The organism is Erwinia amylovora, assembly GCF_017161565.1.
GTDB lineage: Bacteria > Pseudomonadota > Gammaproteobacteria > Enterobacterales > Enterobacteriaceae > Erwinia > Erwinia amylovora.
In genome coordinates this window covers 221,155-238,167 of record NZ_CP066796.1, presented here as the reverse complement: position 1 = coordinate 238,167, position 17,013 = coordinate 221,155, and the positions used below count along the sequence as shown (strand labels likewise).

The following is a 17,013-nucleotide window of genomic DNA, read 5'->3' as shown; positions in this document are numbered from 1 at the left end:
AAATACAGCCAACTCTGGCGAATTTACCGGCAGTTAAGCCACGTGACCGCGCCATTTATGCCTGATTCGCCCTGCTTAATTAGCGGCACAAATGTAAACGATGACCAGGCCTTTCAGTTAATCACGCGTTGCCTCTCATTTCTTCCGTTTGCCCCTTTCTCTGTAAGCTGACCGATGTATACACTGCGCGCGATCGTAGCAACCCGTGCAGTATCTGTGGGTTAGCGCGACAGGTTATTTGAAGTACCTCTATCATTGATATGCAATACAAAAATCCTAGAAAGGAGCAGTAACATGCGCACTAACGGGCTGACCCCGCAGGAACTCGTCGCTTATGGCATCACTGATACGGTTGAAGTCGTTTATAACCCTGATTATGACATGCTGTTTAAGGAAGAAACTCTGCCCGGTTTAACCGGTTATGAACGCGGCAGGGTCACGGAGTCGGGCGCTGTTGCGGTTGATACCGGCATTTTTACCGGTCGCTCGCCAAAGGATAAATACCTGGTTCGTGACGAAACCACCCGCGACACGCTGTGGTGGAGCGATCAGGGAAAAGGCAAAAATGATAACCAGCCGCTGACACAGGAGACCTGGCAGTCGCTTAAATCACTGGTCACGCGCCAGCTTTCCGGCAAGCGCCTGTTTGTTGTCGATGCCTGGTGCGGCGCGAATCCGGACAGCCGTCTGCGCGTGCGCTTTATTACCGAAGTGGCCTGGCAGGCTCACTTTGTGACAAACATGTTTATCCGCCCGGACGCGGAAAGCCTTGCCGGTTTTGTTCCCGACTTCGTGGTGATCAACGGGGCGAAATGCACCAATCCCGACTGGCAATCACAGGGGCTGCACTCGGAAAACTTTGTCGCCTTTAACCTGACGGAGAAGATGCAGCTGATTGGCGGCACCTGGTACGGTGGCGAGATGAAGAAAGGGCTGTTCGCCATCATGAATTATCTGCTGCCGCTGAAGGGAATCGCTTCTATGCACTGTTCGGCCAACGTCGGTGCCGACGGCGACGTCGCGGTGTTCTTTGGCCTTTCCGGCACCGGTAAAACCACGCTGTCCACCGACCCACAGCGTCAGCTGATCGGCGACGATGAGCACGGCTGGGATGATGATGGCGTGTTTAACTTTGAGGGCGGCTGCTACGCCAAGACCATCAAGCTGTCGCCACAGGCAGAACCCGAGATCTATCAAGCCATCCGGCGCGATGCACTGCTGGAAAACGTGGTGGTACGTAGCGATGGCTCAGTGGATTACGACGACGGGAGTAAGACCGAGAATACCCGCGTTTCCTACCCGATTTATCATATTGATAACATCGTCAAACCGGTGTCCAAAGCGGGTCATGCCAAAAAGGTGATCTTCCTGACCGCCGATGCTTTCGGCGTGCTGCCGCCGGTCTCGCGCCTGACCGCCGATCAAACCCAGTACCACTTCCTGTCTGGTTTTACCGCCAAGCTGGCCGGTACCGAGCGCGGTGTAACCGAACCTACGCCAACCTTTTCCGCCTGCTTCGGTGCCGCATTCCTGACCCTGCACCCAACCCAGTATGCGGAAGTGCTGGTGAAGCGTATGCAGGCAGCCGGAGCAGAAGCCTGGCTGGTCAATACCGGCTGGAACGGCAGTGGAAAACGTATTTCGCTGAAGGATACCCGTGCAATTATTAATGCCATTCTTAGCGGTGAAATTGCCCATGCACAAACCGCCACGCTGCCTGTTTTCAACCTGGAAATGCCGCACTCATTACCAGGCGTAGACAGCACGCTGCTGGACCCGCGTAACAGCTACCCCAGTGAAGCGGCGTGGGAAGAGAAAGCACGCGATCTGGCCCGGCGTTTTATCACCAACTTTGATAAGTTTACCGACACGCCGGCCGGTGAGGCTCTGGTGCAGGCCGGGCCGAAGCTCTGAGGAATAAGACGAAATGCGGGTCAAGCTGGTTGGCTGGCCCGATTGTTATGCCACCGGGCCGGCCGGCAAGCTGGCTGGCGGCAGCGGCAGATAAGCACGAATGCGTAATCCGCCCTTTTCACTTTTGCCAATTTCCAGCGTTCCGTAATGTGCATCGATAATGCGCTGTACAATCGCCAGTCCAAGTCCGGTTCCGCTGGTACTGCGAGCGCTGTCACCACGCACAAATGGCTGGAACAGATGCTGTAACTGATCGGGTTCAATACCTGGCCCGTCATCTTCAACCTGGAACCAAACGCGCTGCAGCTCGCTGCCGGAACTGACCTTGATCCAGCCATTGCCATAACGCGCGGCATTGACCACCATATTCGCAATCGCACGTTTAATCGCCAGCGGATTAATGTCCAGCAGCAGTTCGCCGGGCAGCACCGCATTTTCAATCTCTCGCTCGTAGCCGCTCTCTGCCGCCACGACTTCGCCCAGCACGCCATTCAGGTCAGCACGCTCGAACTGCATTTCCTGTCCGGTGCGCAGATAGTCGATAAACTGCTCGATAATCGCATTGCACTCTTCGATATCTTTATTAATCGACTCTGCCAGATAACCATCCTGCTCCGCCATCATTTCGGTCGCCAGGCGGATGCGCGTCAGCGGGGTACGCAGATCGTGACTGACCCCGGCCATCAGCAGGGTACGGTCATCGGCCAGCTGCTTTACTCCTGCTGCCATCTGGTTAAACGCACGCGTTACTGAACGCACCTCAGAGGCGCCATATTCCCGCAGCGGCGGCGGAATGTTCCCTTTCCCTACCTGCAGTGCCGCATGCTCCAGCTCCACCAGCGGGCGGTTCTGAATACGGATAAACAGCCAGGCCCCGCCTATCGCCAGCAGCATAATCGCCAGCGTGTAGCGGAACAGCGGGGAAAAATCGCCCTGATGGATCTCGGTAAGCGGCACGCGTACCCAGATGTCCGGCGACAGCCAGGTTTTCAGCCACACCACCGGCGAGTTCTTATTCACTTCAACGCGCACATCGGTCGGGCCGCCGAGCTGCTGCCCCATCTGCTGGCTAAGGAATTCATAATGTTGCGCCCAGCGCAGTCCGCTCTCATCCGCCGCCGCATTGGTATACAGCGAAATGCCTAACTCGCGGTAGATCTCACGACGGAATGCCGGTGGCACCTCCAGCTGGGTGCCATCTTCCAGCTGCAGTCGGTCAGTCATCAGCATACGCACTTCGTAGGCCAGTACTTTATTGAACTGCTGCAAACTCGGCAAAATAGCAAAGTTCAGCACCACCAGGTAGGTCGTCACCAGGCTGACAAACAGCAAGGTAACGATCAGCAACAGCGTACGCGCAAATGAACTACGGGGAGAGAAGCGGAGCCGCCTCATGCTTTGCTGCCGTCCGGGACAAAGACATAACCCAAACCCCAGACGGTCTGAATATAGCGGGGGTGAGCAGGATCTTCTTCCACCATGCGGCGCAAGCGGGAGATCTGCACATCAATTGAACGTTCCATCGCACTGTACTCCCGACCGCGCGCCAGATTCATCAGCTTGTCACGCGACAGCGGTTCACGCGGGTGGCTTACCAGCGCTTTCAGCACCGCGAACTCGCCGCTGGTCAGTGGCATCGGCTCATCTTCACGGAACATCTCACGCGTACCGAGGTTCAGTTTGAATTTACCAAAGGCAATCACCGCTTCTTCCTGTGAAGGGGCGCCCGGCAGCTCATTGGCCTGACGGCGCAGCACGGCACGGATGCGGGCCAGCAGCTCACGCGGATTAAACGGTTTAGGGATGTAGTCATCCGCACCGATTTCCAGCCCGACAATGCGGTCAACTTCTTCCCCTTTCGCCGTGACCATAATGATCGGCATTGGGTTGCTCTGGCTGCGCAGACGGCGGCAAATGGACAGGCCATCTTCACCCGGCAGCATCAGGTCCAGCACCATCAGGTGGAAGGATTCGCGCGTCAACAGACGGTCCATCTGCTCCGCGTTTGCCACGCTGCGCACCTGAAAGCCCTGTTCGGTCAGATAACGTTCCAGCAATGCGCGCAGACGCATGTCATCATCGACCACCAGAATTTTGTAATTTTCTTGCATTTCGCTACTCCCAAAGGCGCTATTGCCTGAGTCTGTATTTTCAAAAAAGATGCCTGAATGTAACAGCCAATTAAGGTTTATATTGTAGCCGAAATTGTTACAAAGCATATTAAACAGCAGCTTATCTTTCATCTGACGGCGGTAACCTGCACTGAAGTACTCGTTTTAACAACGTTATTTCTCATGACAAACAAACAGTAACGTGGTGGCATAAATGCGCACGGCGAATTTGCATCCCTGCATCCAACGCAACACAATAGCGGCATAACCACGTTGAAAATGGCTGAAGATGAAAACCAAACTGATCACGCGCGAAGGCTACAATTTGCTCAAGCAGGAACTGGATTTCCTCTGGCGTGAAGAGCGCCCGGAAGTAACCAAAAAGGTGGCCTGGGCGGCCAGCCTCGGTGACCGCAGTGAAAATGCAGACTATCAGTACAACAAAAAGCGGCTGCGTGAGATCGATCGCCGGATACGCTATCTGACCAAGTGTCTTGAGCAGCTGCGCATTGTCGACTACTCACCGCAGCAGGATGGCAAAGTGTTCTTCGGTGCCTGGGTCGAAGTAGAAAATGATGATGGTGACATCAAACGTTTTCGCATCGTCGGCTACGATGAGATTTTTGGCCGTAACGACTATATCTCTATCGACTCGCCGATGGCGCGCGCACTGCTGAAAAAAGAGGTCGGCGATGCCGCCACCGTGTTTACCCCGGCCGGTGAAGCGCTGTGGTACGTCAACGCTATCAGCTATGTGACAGAGTCCTGATTTGGCAAAACAGCCCGCCCCGCTGTCTGCCAAAGCACCGATATTCTGAAAGACAAAGGGCGTCTGGTATTCTGCTGCATCAATCCGTATAACTGGTGCCAATTTCTTAAGCCATAAAGTATCTAACCATGATGAAAAATTCGCTAAGTCGCCTGATTGCAAAAGAATTGCAGGCCCGGGAAGAACAGGTTGAAGCCGCTGTTCGCCTGCTGGACGAAGGAAATACCGTGCCGTTTATCGCACGTTATCGTAAGGAAGTGACCGGTGGGTTAGATGATACCCAGCTGCGCCAGCTTGAGACCCGCCTGAGTTATCTGCGCGAACTGTCCGATCGCCGCCAGTCGATCCTGAAATCGATTGCCGATCAGGGCAAGCTGACCGACGAGCTGGCCGCCGCCATCGATGCCACGCTGAGCAAAACCGAGCTGGATGATCTCTATCTGCCGTACAAACAGAAGCGCCGTACGCGCGGGCAGATTGCCATCGAAGCCGGCCTGCAACCGCTGGCGGAAACGCTGTGGCAGCAGCCGGAGCACCAGCCGGAACAGTTGGCAGCAGAGTATATCAACGCGGATAAAGGCGTTGCCGACAGCAAAGCTGCCCTCGACGGCGCGCGTTATATTCTGATGGAGCGTTTCGCGGAAGATGCGGGCCTGCTGGCCAAAGTGCGCGACTACCTGTGGAAAAACGCGCATCTGGTCTCACGGGTCATTGAAGGGAAAGAAGAGGAAGGGGCAAAATTTCGCGACTACTTCGACCATCACGAAGCCTTGTCGGCCGTGCCTTCTCACCGTGCGCTGGCGATGTTTCGTGGCCGCAACGAAGGCATCTTACAGCTGGCGCTAAATGCCGATCCGCAGTTCGATGAGCCGCCACGGGAGAGTCACGGCGAACAGATTATCAGCGAACACCTCAACCTGCGTCTGAACAATGCCCCGGCGGATAGCTGGCGCAAGGCGGTGGTAAGCTGGACGTGGCGCATCAAGGTGCTGCTGCATCTTGAAACCGAGCTGATGAGCAGCGTGCGCGAGCGGGCGGAAGAAGAAGCGATTAACGTCTTTGCGCGCAACCTGCACGACCTGTTGATGGCGGCGCCGGCCGGGATGCGCGCCACCATGGGCCTCGATCCGGGCCTGCGTACCGGGGTGAAAGTCGCGGTGGTCGATGCAACAGGTAAACTGGTGGCCACTGATACCATCTATCCGCATACCGGCCAGGCGGCAAAAGCCGCTGCGGCCATTGCGGCACTGTGTACTCAACATCAGGTTGAACTGGTCGCCATCGGCAACGGCACCGCCTCACGCGAGACCGAGCGTTTCTACCTTGACGTGCAGCAACAGTTCCCACAGGTGCAGGGGCAAAAGGTGATCGTCAGTGAGGCGGGCGCATCGGTCTATTCCGCTTCCGAGCTGGCCGCGCTGGAGTTCCCTGACCTCGATGTGTCGCTACGTGGCGCGGTGTCCATCGCCCGTCGCTTGCAGGATCCGCTCTCCGAACTGGTGAAGATCGACCCGAAATCGATTGGCGTTGGCCAGTATCAGCATGATGTCAGCCAAAGCCAGCTGGCGAAAAAACTTGATGCGGTGGTGGAAGACTGCGTTAACGGGGTTGGGGTCGATCTCAATACCGCCTCGGTGCCGCTGCTGACCCGCGTGGCGGGCCTGAGCAAGATGATCGCCCAGAACATTGTCAGCTGGCGCGACGAAAATGGCCGTTTCCAGAACCGCCAGCAGCTGCTGAAGGTGGGCCGTCTTGGGCCGAAAGCCTTTGAGCAATGTGCCGGCTTCCTGCGTATCAGCCAGGGCGATAACCCGTTGGATACGTCCACGGTGCATCCGGAAGCCTATCCGGTGGTTGAACGCATTCTGGCCGCTACTGAGCAGGCGCTGGATGAGCTGTTGGGTAACCCCGCGGCGTTACGCGACCTGAAAGCCGTGGATTTCACCGACGAACGCTTCGGCGTGCCGACCGTCAGCGACATTATCAAAGAGCTGGAGAAACCGGGTCGCGATCCGCGCCCCGAGTTTAAAACCGCGCAGTTTGCGGACGGCATCGACACCCTGAACGATCTGCTGCCGGGGATGGTGCTGGAAGGATCGGTGACCAACGTCACCAATTTCGGTGCCTTTGTTGATATCGGCGTGCATCAGGACGGGCTGGTGCATATCTCCTCGCTGGCCGATAAATTTGTCGATGACCCACACAAGGTGGTGAAAGCGGGCGATGTCGTCAAAGTGAAGGTGCTGGAAGTCGACCTGCAACGCAAACGCATTGCCCTGACCATGCGCCTTGACGAACAGCCAGGTGAAACCAACGCCCGTCGAGGCGGTGCGAATAACGCGGCTAAGGAGCGGGGTCCTTCACGCCCGGCCAATGGCGGTAACAAGCGTCCTGCTGCGCGGACGGCGGGTAACAGCGCGATGGGCGACGCGCTGGCAGCCGCCTTCGGCAAGAAGAGCTAATCCCTGCGGGCGGGCCGTCGGCCCGCCCGTTGCGACGGCTGTTGATGTAACAGCCATCGCCCCGTAAATACCCCGACCAGTCAGGTTTTCAGATTGCGTATTTGTTATCAGCATCTACAGTGAGAAATAGCCTGTGAACTTCCCCCCTGCGGCGAGCGCCTGAAAAGTCAGTTGGGTTAACGCCAACGCACCTGCTGCCTGACGCATAACGGGTAAAGTAATGACTATTATTGATAGATTAATCAATGAGATCTATGATTCCGCTTTCCCGCCAGCACGCCTGCAACAGCTGCACGCGCTGGTTGCCGCTGCCCGCGAGCGTATTTGCCAGCCGCGCAAGGCGCACTGGGATCAGCAAGACGTGGTGCTGATCGCCTACGCGGATCAGTTTCATGAAGATAACACCCCCACCCTGGCGACCTTCTCGCGCTTCTACCGGCAACATTTACAGTCCAGCTTTAACCTCGTTCACCTGCTGCCCTTTTTTCCGTCATCGTCGGACGATGGCTTCGCGGTGATCGACTATCATCAGGTGGATCCGCCTTACGGCAGCTGGCAGGACATTGCCGAACTGCATCAGCACACGCGCCTGATGTTTGACTTCGTCTGCAACCATATGTCGGCCCACAGCGCCTGGTTCGCCCACTACCTGGCTCAGGATCCCGGCTGGGATAACTTTTTTATCAGCCGGCCACCCGCTGCTGATTTAAGCGCGGTCACCCGACCGCGCACTTCGCCGTTGCTCACGCCGTTCGTGATGGCAAACGGCGAGGCGCGCTCGGTCTGGACCACCTTCAGCGCCGACCAGGTCGACCTTAATTATGCCGATCCTGACGTGCTGCTCAGTATGGTCACCGTGCTGCTGGATTATTTACAACAGGGGGCAGATTACCTGCGGCTGGATGCGGTAGGTTACTTATGGAAAACCCCGGGTACGGCGTGCATCCATTTAGCCAAAACCCACCTGCTGGTGAAGCTGTTCCGTGCCATCATCGACGAGGTGGCCGCGGGAACGGTACTGCTGACCGAAACCAACGTGCCGCATGACGACAACATCCGCTATTTCGGCAACGGCCGTGATGAAGCGCATATGGTCTATCAGTTTCCGTTGCCGCCGCTGGTGCTGCATGCCATCCACCACGGTTCATCACGCGCATTACGCCAGTGGGCATCCTCGCTCGACGGCGGCAGCGGCAGCACCACCTTCTTTAATTTCCTCGCCTCTCATGACGGTATCGGCCTGAATCCGCTGCGCGGCATTCTGCCTGAACACGAAATCGTCGCGCTGGCGCAAGACCTGGCGCGGGAAGGCGCGCTGATCTCGTGGAAAACCAATCCTGATGGCACCACCAGCCCTTATGAAATCAACGTCACCTACCTGGACGCGCTGAGTAAAGAACGGGACGACGACGATAGCCGCCTGCAACGATTTTTACTGGCTCACGGGCTGCTGCTGGCTTTTCCCGGCGTGCCGGCGGTTTACGTGCAGAGCATTCTTGGCTCGCGCAATGACCTGGACGGCGTCAAAGTCGCCGGGATGAACCGGGCGATTAACCGCCAGAAATATGCACTGAGCGACATTGAAAAGGCGCTGGCCGCAACGGGCTCGCTGCGCCAGCGAGTATGGTATGCGCTCAGTCAACTGATTCAGGTACGCATTCGTCAGGCGGCATTCCATCCCGATAATCCCATGACGATTGGCGACAGCGATGATTCGCTGCTGGTGATGCAAAGGCAGACAAAAAATGCACAGGATACGCTGTGTTGCGTGTTCAACCTGAGCGCTAAGCCGGTCGGTTACCGTCTACCCGAACCGCGCTGGTACCGCGATGTCGCCAGCGGCGAACGGATTGATGGTAAAGAGGAGCTGGTGCTGGACGCATGGCAATTTCGCTGGCTGCAACCCTGAAACAAAACCGCAGTCGGTAGCCCGCCTGGCGACAGCGCGCCGGCTGATTTACGGGCGCAGCGTATCGCTAAACGTCATCAACTGCGCACAAAATTCCGTCGGATGGGAGATAAACGGCGCATGGGCAGCCCTGGCGATAATATGACTGCGGCTGGTGGGCCAGCTTGCATCAAGCAACGCGGCGATGTTGCGCGGCACCAGCCCGTCCAGCGCGCCATACAGGCGCAGCAGCGGCATCTGTAACCCCTGCATCGTCTGACGTAAATCGGCGGTACGCAAGATTTCCAGGCCGCCGTTGAGCACCTCTTCCGTCGGCATCGGCTGGGCCAGCACCACGCTTTTCAGCATACGTGCATCCTGGCGGGCGCTGTCGCTTCCCAGAGTTTGCAGCGCGAGAAAACGCTCAACGGTGCGCGAGAAATCCTCACTTAGTTGCTGCTGAAAGCCGCTTAAGGTTTCCACTTTGATCCCCGGCCATCCCGGCTGCGCGCAGAAGCAAGGCGAGGAAGCCACGCTTATTAACCCACTCACCCGCTGCGGATGGCTCAATGCCAGCTGGCTGGCCACCAGCCCACCAAGCGACCAACCAAGCCAGATGGCCCGCTGCGGTGCCTGCGGCAGGATGGCAGCCACCATTTCATCCGGCGTCATCGCCGGAAATCCCTGGCTGCGGCCATAGCCGGGCAAGTCCACCAGATGCAGACAAAAATGTGCGCCAAGTCGTTCGCTGATGCAATGCCAAACCGCAGCATTCAGCCCCCATCCGTGCAGCAGCACAAGATGGCGATCGCCTTGCCCAATAGTCTCCCAATAAAGCCCTGTCATGGGTTATGGTCCTGTTTTTTGCAGAAGAGATTGCCATGCTACCAATACCGCCAGGCTGTTGGCTATGCGCAATGCCGCTGGCTTTCGCCATCCACGGGCTGTGCAGCGTCTGCCTGCGTCAGCTGCTGGTACATCCCGCCTGCTGCCCGCGCTGTGGTTTACCGGCCGGGTGCAGTAGGCATCAATGCGGCCGCTGCCTGCGCCGTCCGCCGCCATGGCAGCGGCTGATTGCCGTATCGGCGTGGCAACCGCCGCTGAGCCAGCTGGTTAACCGACTCAAGTTTTACCGCGCCACCGCACTTGCGGTGATGCTGGCACGGTTATTACTGCTACGCTGGCTACAGCAGCGCCGTGAAAGCGGGCTGCAACGCCCCGATCTGCTACTCACGGTACCGCTGCATCATTACCGGGCGTGGCAACGTGGCTATAATCAGTTAGAGGAGATCGCGCAGCGGCTTGTTCGCTGGGTGCCATGCCGCTATGCGCCACAGGCCATTACGCGGGTACGTGCGGCAAAAATTCAGCACCGGCTGGGCGCGCGGGCGCGGCGTAAAAACTTGCGCGGGGCTTTTCGTCTTGAAACAGCGGTGCGGGGATATCATATCGCTCTGCTTGACGATGTGGTCACTACCGGCAGTACCGCAGCGGAAATCAGCCGCGTTTTACTGGCCAATGGCGCGGCCAGCGTTGAGATATGGTGCCTGTGCCGCACCTTGTAGAGCAGCGGTGATGGGCGTATTATAACCAACTGAATTAGTCAACTATTGAGCAATCGCCATGATCCTAATCACCGACTCTGCACAAGAGCACTTCGCAAAACTGCTGTCAAAGCAGGAAGATGGCACCCAGATTCGCGTATTCGTTATCAATCCGGGTACGCCAACCGCCGAGTGCGGCGTCTCTTACTGTCCACCTGACGCAGTAGAAGCAACCGATACTGAACTGAAGTTTGACAAGCTGTCGGCGTTTGTTGACGAGCTAAGCGCCCCTTACCTGCAAGATGCTGAAATCGACTTTGTCACCGACAATCTTGGTTCTCAACTGACGCTGAAAGCCCCCAACGCCAAAATGCGTAAAGTCAGCGACGATGCCCCGCTTATTGAGCGCGTAGAATACCTGTTACAGGCGCAGATCAACCCGCAGCTGGCCAGCCACGGCGGTAAAGTGTCTTTGATGGAAATCACCGATGATGGTTACGCTATCCTGCAATTTGGCGGCGGCTGTAACGGCTGTTCAATGGTCGATGTCACCCTGAAAGAAGGCATCGAGAAAGAGATGCTGGCCGCGTTCCCCGAGCTGAAAGGCGTGCGTGACCTGACCGAGCACCAGCGTGGTGAACATTCGTTCTACTGATATAAAGGGGGCCGGGGATACTTGCCCCCTTACGTAGCGAACTCTCCTCTGTCCGGCTGGCAGCATATCAAACCCAAAAAACCGCTCTCTTTCTGACCAGCGCCCTGCCGATATCTCATGGCAGAATGCCTGCCCCCATCGGCGCGCCCTGTTCCGGCCGCCGCAGACCGCAAGTCAGCCGCTGCGGCGTTTATTGAGATCTTTAAGCAGGCGGTTAATTCTGGCATCGGCAAACATGACCTCCTGCGTTACGCTTAGCTTGCGTCGCCAGTTCGGGTACTGGTCAGTGGTACCCGGTACGTTGACCGGCTTCTCCATATTCAGCCAGTCCTCAGGCTGCAGGCCGAGCAGCGCGCTATGACTGTCGGCGATATAGCGCTGCAGGCCGCGGTTCAAAGCCGCCGACATCGCCATCTTAGCCGCCTGTTTAGCGCAGCGTTTCGCTACGCAGCCCGCACGGTGCAGGGCATCAAGCAGCTGCTGTTTTTTGTGCGCCCGGTCGGCAAACAGTTCACTGAGTACCTGCTTATCCGGGTACAGCCCCAGCGTTTCACCCAGGGTTAAGTCCCCTGCGCTCCAGAAACCACCTAGCGTAGGCAAATCGTGGGTGGTGGCGCTGGCCATCGACTGACGTGGCCAGGCATCAGGAGAGCGGTAACGCCCCGTTTCATCCTGCTCAAAATAGAGGACCTTCCACGAGTAAATGCGGTTATCGCGCAGCTTGCTGACGATTTCAGCCGGAACCGTGCCGAGATCTTCACCAATCACCATGCACTGTTGGCGCTCGCTTTCCAGTGCGAGGATCGCCATCAGATCGTCCACCGGGTAGTGAACATAGGCCCCAAAGTTGGCGGTTTCACCGTAAGGGATCCACCACAGGCGCAGCAGCGACATCACATGGTCAATGCGCAATGCGCCGCAGTTGACCATATTTGCGCGCAGCATATCGATAAAGGGTTGATAACCCCGCGCGGTCAGTACATGCGGATCCATTGGCGGCAACCCCCAGTTCTGCCCCTGCGGGCCAAGGATATCCGGCGGCGCTCCTACCGAAGCCTGCAGGCGATACAGCTCGCGGTCACACCAGGTTTCTGCCCCGCCTTGCGCCACGCCAACCGCCAGGTCCCGGTACAGGCCAATCGGCATATGGTGCTGCTGACAGCACTGCCAGCATTCGGCGAACTGACGGTCGGCCAGCCATTGCAGCCATTGCCAGAAACGCACTTCATCAGCCTGTTCACAACGGAACCGTTGCACCGCGTCGCTGTGCCCGTGTTGATAAGCTTCCGGCCACGCCGGCCAGCCCCAGCGCTCCGCGTCTTCTTGCAGCATCTGCGCATGAAGGGCGTCATAGGCAGCCTGGTCAGCCAGGCTTTGCCCGCCATCGACAATAAACTGTTCGAATTCAATGCGGGTGGCATCCTGCTGCGTACGCTGCGAGAACTGCTGCCAGCCGAAGCGCAGCCCGCGAATTTTGAGTTCACCCACCGCGGCGTAATCCACCCAATCTGCCTGGCGCACCTTTTTCAGCCGCTGCCGGGTATTCTTCTGTCGCCACCAGCGCTGCGCGGCCTGGCTTTGCTGGAAGTCGACCACCGCAGCTACGTCGATATACATCACGTTGAGCCAGCGGCGCGATGAAGGGCTGTAAGGGCTGGCGTTTTCCGGGATGCCAGGGTACAAGGCATGGATGGGATTAAGGCCGATAAAGGATCCGCCGCGTACGGCGATCTCGCTTATCATGCGCTTCAGATCGCCGAAGTCGCCTGTCCCCCAGTTGTGCTGCGAGCGTAGGGTATAAAGCTGCACAATCGCGCCCCACAATTTGCCGCCCTGTTTGAGCACTGCCGGTTCATAACAGCGCCTGGGGGCAACAATAACCCGGCACGCCCACTGCTTCTTCCCCTGGCGAAGCAGCAGCTGATGATAGCCGTTGGGCAAGTTCGCCGGCAGCGTCAGTAGCTCTCCAGCGCATACGCTTCCCTGAAACGTCTTACCGTGCTCGCCGTGCAGCTGCCATTGATAGTCGCCTTTGCCGCCAATCTGTAGCTGCTGAACCCGTTTTTTCAGCAGCACCTTACAGGGGGGCAGCGGGGCGTTGCTGGCTTTTTGCGGCGGATTCATTGCCGCCAGCAGCTTTTCACGCGTCGCCTGACTGACGGCCTGCTCTTTACCGGCAGCATTGACCCAGGTGGGGGCAATACCAGCCGCAGCGCTAGCCTGTGCAACTTTTTTTATACTCATCGCCTTGCTCCTTTACCGTCTGGCCTGCCAGATGCGCTGCTGATAATCGCGAATTGAGCGATCGGAGCTGAACTTGCCGCTGCGGGCGGTATTGAGGATTGCCGCGTGCGTCCAGGCTTCCGGGTCACGGTACAGCGCCTCTACCTGCAACTGTGCGGCGCAGTAGCTGGCAAAATCCGCCAGCACCAGCCAGGGGTCGCCCCCTTTACCAAGGCTGTGCAGCAGCATCTCGAACGCCTGTTTGTCGCCATTGCTGAACTGGCCTGTCTCCAGCTCTTTCAACAGGCCGTCAAGATGCCTGTCCTTTTTGCGCAGCTTGATCGGATCATAGCCGCCCGCTTTCAGCGCCTTGACCTGTTCCGCCGTGTGACCAAAAATAAAGATATTTTCATCGCCCACCTGTTCGGCAATCTCAACATTGGCACCGTCCAGCGTGCCGATAGTCAGTGCGCCGTTAAGCGCCAGCTTCATATTGCCGGTGCCGGAAGCTTCATAACCTGCGGTGGAGATTTGCTCGGAGAGGTCCGCCGCCGGGATCATCAGCTCGGCGGCGCTAATACGATAATCAGGGATAAACACCACCTTCAGCCTGTCGCCAACCAGCGGGTCATGGTTGATCCTCTCAGCAACCTTATTAATGGCGTAGATGATATTTTTTGCCAGGTAGTAGCCCGGTGCGGCTTTAGCACCAAACAGAAAGACGCGCGGTACCGCGTCCAGCTGCGGGTTATCGCGCAGCCGCTTGTAGAGTGAAAGGATATGCAGCAGGCCGAGATGCTGACGTTTGTATTCATGCAGGCGCTTAATTTGCACATCGAACAGCGCCGTCGGGTTGACGATAATGCCGGTGATCCGGGCGATATACGCCGCCAGCCGCTGCTTGTTGGCCTGCTTGATTTGACGATACTGCTGACGAAACGCTTTATTACCGGCGAAGGGCTCCAGCCCCCGCAGCGCATCGAGCTGGTTCACCCATTCCACCTGTAGCGTGCTGTCGATCAGCTGCGCCAGCGCCGGATTGCACTGCTTCAACCAGCGCCGTGGCGTAATACCGTTGGTGACGTTATGGAATTTTTCTGGCCACAGCTGGTGATATTCCGGGAACAGGTCTTTCACCACCAGATCCGAATGCAGCGCCGCCACGCCGTTAACGGCAAATCCGCTGACCACACAGATATTCGCCATGCGCACCTGCTTATCATGCACCAGCGCCAGTTTCGCCCAAGCCTTTTTATCACCCGGCCACTGCTGTTCAACCTGTTGCTTAAAGCGGCGGTCGATCTCTTTGATCAGGGTAAAATGACGCGGCAGCAGGCTGCGCACCAGCCGCTCGTCCCAGCGCTCCAGCGCTTCCGGCATCAGGGTGTGATTGGTATAGGCGAAGGTCTTGCTAACAATCGCCCAGGCTTGCTCCCAGCTTAGCGAGTGTTCATCCAGCAGCACGCGCAGCATTTCAGGAATGGCAATGGTGGGATGGGTGTCGTTTAGCTGGATCGTTTCGAAGTCGGGCAGCTGCCGGATGTTGCGCCCGGCAAGATGATGGCGGCGCAGAATGTCGGCTACCGAACAGGCGCACTGGAAATACTGCTGCATCAGGCGCAGACGCTTGCCCTGCTGATGGTTGTCGTTCGGGTAAAGCACCTTCGTCAGCTTTGCAGCATCGATGCCCTGTTGCTCGGCCTGAAGGAATTTGCCGTCATTAAAAAGGGTCAGGTCGAACGGGCTGGCGTGCGTGGCCTGCCACAATCGCAGCGGCTGTACCACGCCGTTACCATAGCCGGTTACCGGTAAATCCCAGGCTTCACCGCGCACGGTAAACGCCGGTTGCCAGCAGAAACTGCCGCTGTCGTTTTTCACCACTTTACCGCCGAAACCGACATCAACATCCAGCGCGGCGTTATGGCGAAACCACGGGTAGCGCTCACGCTGCCAGTTATCAGGCGCTTCCTGTTGTTTACCGTCGGCAAACGACTGGCGGAACAGGCCGTATTGATAGTTAAGGCCGTAGCCGATGGCCGCCTGGCCCACCGTTGCCATCGAGTCAAGATAGCAGGCCGCCAGTCTTCCTAAACCGCCATTGCCCAGCGCCGGGTCTGTTTCTTCCTCCAGCAGTTCACTGAGATCGCGCTGATACCCGGCCAGCACCGCTTTCACCTCATCGTACCAGCCGAGATTAAGCAGGTTATTACCCGTCAGGCGGCCGACCAGGAATTCCATCGAGATATAGTTAACGTGACGCTGATTTTTGGCCGTTTTCGCCGCTGGCTGAGCCGCCAGCAATTCTGCCAACGCGCGGCTTATCGCCTGCCACCACTGATGTGAGGTCATCTCACTGGCGCTGACGTGGCCCAGCTGCTGCCACTGACGCGTCAGGGCAGCTTCAAAACGGGTCCTATTGAATTTCTGCTGCGGCATACCGTCCCTCGCGAATTGTTGGGTACAGCTGAAAAGGTGAGCACAAACACCTTACAGTTAAGACGGCAAAACGGAAAAAAGCTCATTGCGGAAGACAATGAGCAAAAAAAAAGCGGATGTGAGTCTCTTTTTTGGCCAGACAGCCCGACCGGTGGGGAGATAGCGGACGGCGCACTGCGCCAGGTGCAATCAGAGAAGAGTGGGCTGGCGCTTAACAAATTTCCAGATGAACGTTGTGCTGCTCAATGGTTTTCAGCACGCTGCCCGGCGGCATTTGGTCGGTAAACAGGTAGTCAATCATTCCCATATGGCCCAAATTCACCATCGCATTACGGCCAAATTTCGAATGATCGGCAACCAGCATCACGCAGCGTGAGTTATCAATAATCGCCCGCTTGGTACGCACTTCGTGATAGTCGAAGTCCAGCAGCGATCCGTCCATATCGATGCCGCTGATCCCCAGAATGCCGTAATCAAGGCGGAACTGAGAGATATAATCCAGCGTCGCCTCGCCGATAATCCCACCGTCGCGGGTGCGCACTTCACCCCCTGCCAGAATCAAACGGAAATCGGGCTTCGCCATCAGCAGTACCGCCACGTTGAGGTTATTGGTGACGATGCGCAGATTACTGTGATTCATCAGCGCATGCGCCACCGCTTCCGGCGTGGTGCCGATGTCAATAAACAGCGAGGCGCCATCCGGGATCTGGCTGGCAACGCGCCGGGCGATACGCGCTTTTTCCAGCGACCACATCATTTTGCGCTCCTGCCAGGCGCTGTTTTCCGAGGTGGAGGGTAAAGCCGCGCCGCCATGATGGCGCTGAATTCTGTTCTGCTCCGCCAGATCGTTTAAGTCGCGGCGAATGGTTTGCGGGCTGACGGCAAAATGCTCTACCAGCTCTTCGGTACTGACATATCCCTGATGCCGTACCAGGTCGATGATGGCGTCATGACGTTGTGTCTGCTTCACTCGCTTCCCCTTTTCCCGTTATCCTGCCGGCCGCCCGATAT

12 protein-coding genes are annotated in these 17,013 nt (G+C 57.4%); 6 read left to right on the top strand and 6 right to left on the bottom strand.

Annotation, left to right across the window (positions count from 1 at the left end):
* The first annotated feature begins 294 nt into the window (after positions 1 to 294).
* Complete coding sequence (gene pckA / locus JGC47_RS00990) at positions 295 to 1,914, top strand: phosphoenolpyruvate carboxykinase (ATP) (protein WP_004160710.1); 1,620 nt, start codon at positions 295 to 297, stop codon at positions 1,912 to 1,914.
* Positions 1,915 to 1,959: 45 nt separating this feature from the next.
* Here pckA and envZ read toward each other — a convergent pair whose 3' ends face one another.
* Positions 1,960 to 3,309, bottom strand: a complete 1,350-nt coding sequence (gene envZ, locus JGC47_RS00985; RefSeq protein WP_004160712.1) for a two-component system sensor histidine kinase EnvZ — start codon at positions 3,307 to 3,309, stop codon at positions 1,960 to 1,962.
* Entirely contained in the window at positions 3,306 to 4,025 is a 720-nt protein-coding gene (gene ompR, locus JGC47_RS00980; protein ID WP_001157751.1) for an osmolarity response regulator transcription factor OmpR, read from the bottom strand. Before ompR ends, envZ begins: the two co-directional genes overlap by 4 nt.
* Before the next feature lie 289 nt (positions 4,026 to 4,314).
* Here ompR and greB point away from each other — a divergent pair, with 289 nt between their 5' ends.
* The 3 genes from greB to JGC47_RS00965 all read left to right on the top strand — a co-directional run bounded on the left by greB (position 4,315) and on the right by JGC47_RS00965 (position 9,165).
* A complete protein-coding gene (gene greB / locus JGC47_RS00975) occupies positions 4,315 to 4,794 on the top strand; it encodes a transcription elongation factor GreB (RefSeq protein WP_004160716.1) in 480 nt (159 codons plus the stop codon).
* 128 nt (positions 4,795 to 4,922) lie between these two features.
* Positions 4,923 to 7,256: a Tex family protein gene (locus JGC47_RS00970; protein WP_004160717.1), complete on the top strand. Its 2,334-nt coding sequence runs from the start codon at positions 4,923 to 4,925 to the stop codon at positions 7,254 to 7,256.
* 220 nt (positions 7,257 to 7,476) lie between these two features.
* The gene (locus JGC47_RS00965) at positions 7,477 to 9,165 is read left to right on the top strand and encodes an alpha-amylase family glycosyl hydrolase (RefSeq protein ID WP_004160721.1); all 1,689 of its coding nucleotides are present in this window, start codon (positions 7,477 to 7,479) and stop codon (positions 9,163 to 9,165) included.
* A gap of 48 nt (positions 9,166 to 9,213) precedes the next feature.
* Here the strand turns inward: JGC47_RS00965 and bioH are convergent, their stop codons facing one another.
* Positions 9,214 to 9,990 (bottom strand): pimeloyl-ACP methyl ester esterase BioH, encoded by a 777-nt coding sequence (gene bioH, locus JGC47_RS00960; RefSeq protein WP_004160723.1) that lies wholly within the window; start codon positions 9,988 to 9,990, stop codon positions 9,214 to 9,216.
* A 35-nt stretch (positions 9,991 to 10,025) separates the two neighbouring features.
* Here bioH and gntX point away from each other — a divergent pair, with 35 nt between their 5' ends.
* Both gntX and nfuA read left to right on the top strand, forming a co-directional pair.
* Positions 10,026 to 10,709 (top strand): DNA utilization protein GntX, encoded by a 684-nt coding sequence (gene gntX, locus JGC47_RS00955; RefSeq protein ID WP_013036286.1) that lies wholly within the window; start codon positions 10,026 to 10,028, stop codon positions 10,707 to 10,709.
* Positions 10,710 to 10,767: 58 nt separating this feature from the next.
* Entirely contained in the window at positions 10,768 to 11,343 is a 576-nt protein-coding gene (gene nfuA / locus JGC47_RS00950) for a Fe-S biogenesis protein NfuA (protein WP_004160732.1), read from the top strand.
* 174 nt (positions 11,344 to 11,517) lie between these two features.
* On the opposite strand, the gene malQ is transcribed toward nfuA, so the two are convergent.
* From malQ to JGC47_RS00935, 3 genes are all read right to left on the bottom strand, one after another.
* The gene (malQ, locus tag JGC47_RS00945; RefSeq protein WP_004160735.1) at positions 11,518 to 13,587 is read right to left on the bottom strand and encodes a 4-alpha-glucanotransferase; all 2,070 of its coding nucleotides are present in this window, start codon (positions 13,585 to 13,587) and stop codon (positions 11,518 to 11,520) included.
* A 12-nt stretch (positions 13,588 to 13,599) separates the two neighbouring features.
* Positions 13,600 to 16,002 carry a maltodextrin phosphorylase gene (gene malP / locus JGC47_RS00940; RefSeq protein ID WP_004160738.1) on the bottom strand — a complete coding sequence of 801 codons (2,403 nt, stop codon included), beginning with the start codon at positions 16,000 to 16,002 and terminating at the stop codon, positions 13,600 to 13,602.
* A 211-nt stretch (positions 16,003 to 16,213) separates the two neighbouring features.
* Positions 16,214 to 16,972, bottom strand: a complete 759-nt coding sequence (locus JGC47_RS00935; protein WP_004160740.1) for a DeoR/GlpR family transcriptional regulator — start codon at positions 16,970 to 16,972, stop codon at positions 16,214 to 16,216.
* Between the last annotated feature and the right edge of the window lie 41 nt (positions 16,973 to 17,013).

Excerpts from the sequence above, each read along its gene's own strand:
- pckA (WP_004160710.1), top strand. The coding sequence starts at position 295 with ATGCGCACTAACGGGCTGACCCCGCAGGAACTCGTCGCTTATGGCATC.
- envZ (WP_004160712.1), bottom strand. The coding sequence starts at position 3,309 with ATGAGGCGGCTCCGCTTCTCTCCCCGTAGTTCATTTGCGCGTACGCTG.
- ompR (WP_001157751.1), bottom strand. The coding sequence starts at position 4,025 with ATGCAAGAAAATTACAAAATTCTGGTGGTCGATGATGACATGCGTCTG.
- greB (WP_004160716.1), top strand. The coding sequence starts at position 4,315 with ATGAAAACCAAACTGATCACGCGCGAAGGCTACAATTTGCTCAAGCAG.
- JGC47_RS00970 (WP_004160717.1), top strand. The coding sequence starts at position 4,923 with ATGATGAAAAATTCGCTAAGTCGCCTGATTGCAAAAGAATTGCAGGCC.
- JGC47_RS00965 (WP_004160721.1), top strand. The coding sequence starts at position 7,477 with ATGACTATTATTGATAGATTAATCAATGAGATCTATGATTCCGCTTTC.
- bioH (WP_004160723.1), bottom strand. The coding sequence starts at position 9,990 with ATGACAGGGCTTTATTGGGAGACTATTGGGCAAGGCGATCGCCATCTT.
- gntX (WP_013036286.1), top strand. The coding sequence starts at position 10,026 with ATGCTACCAATACCGCCAGGCTGTTGGCTATGCGCAATGCCGCTGGCT.
- nfuA (WP_004160732.1), top strand. The coding sequence starts at position 10,768 with ATGATCCTAATCACCGACTCTGCACAAGAGCACTTCGCAAAACTGCTG.
- malQ (WP_004160735.1), bottom strand. The coding sequence starts at position 13,587 with ATGAGTATAAAAAAAGTTGCACAGGCTAGCGCTGCGGCTGGTATTGCC.
- malP (WP_004160738.1), bottom strand. The coding sequence starts at position 16,002 with ATGCCGCAGCAGAAATTCAATAGGACCCGTTTTGAAGCTGCCCTGACG.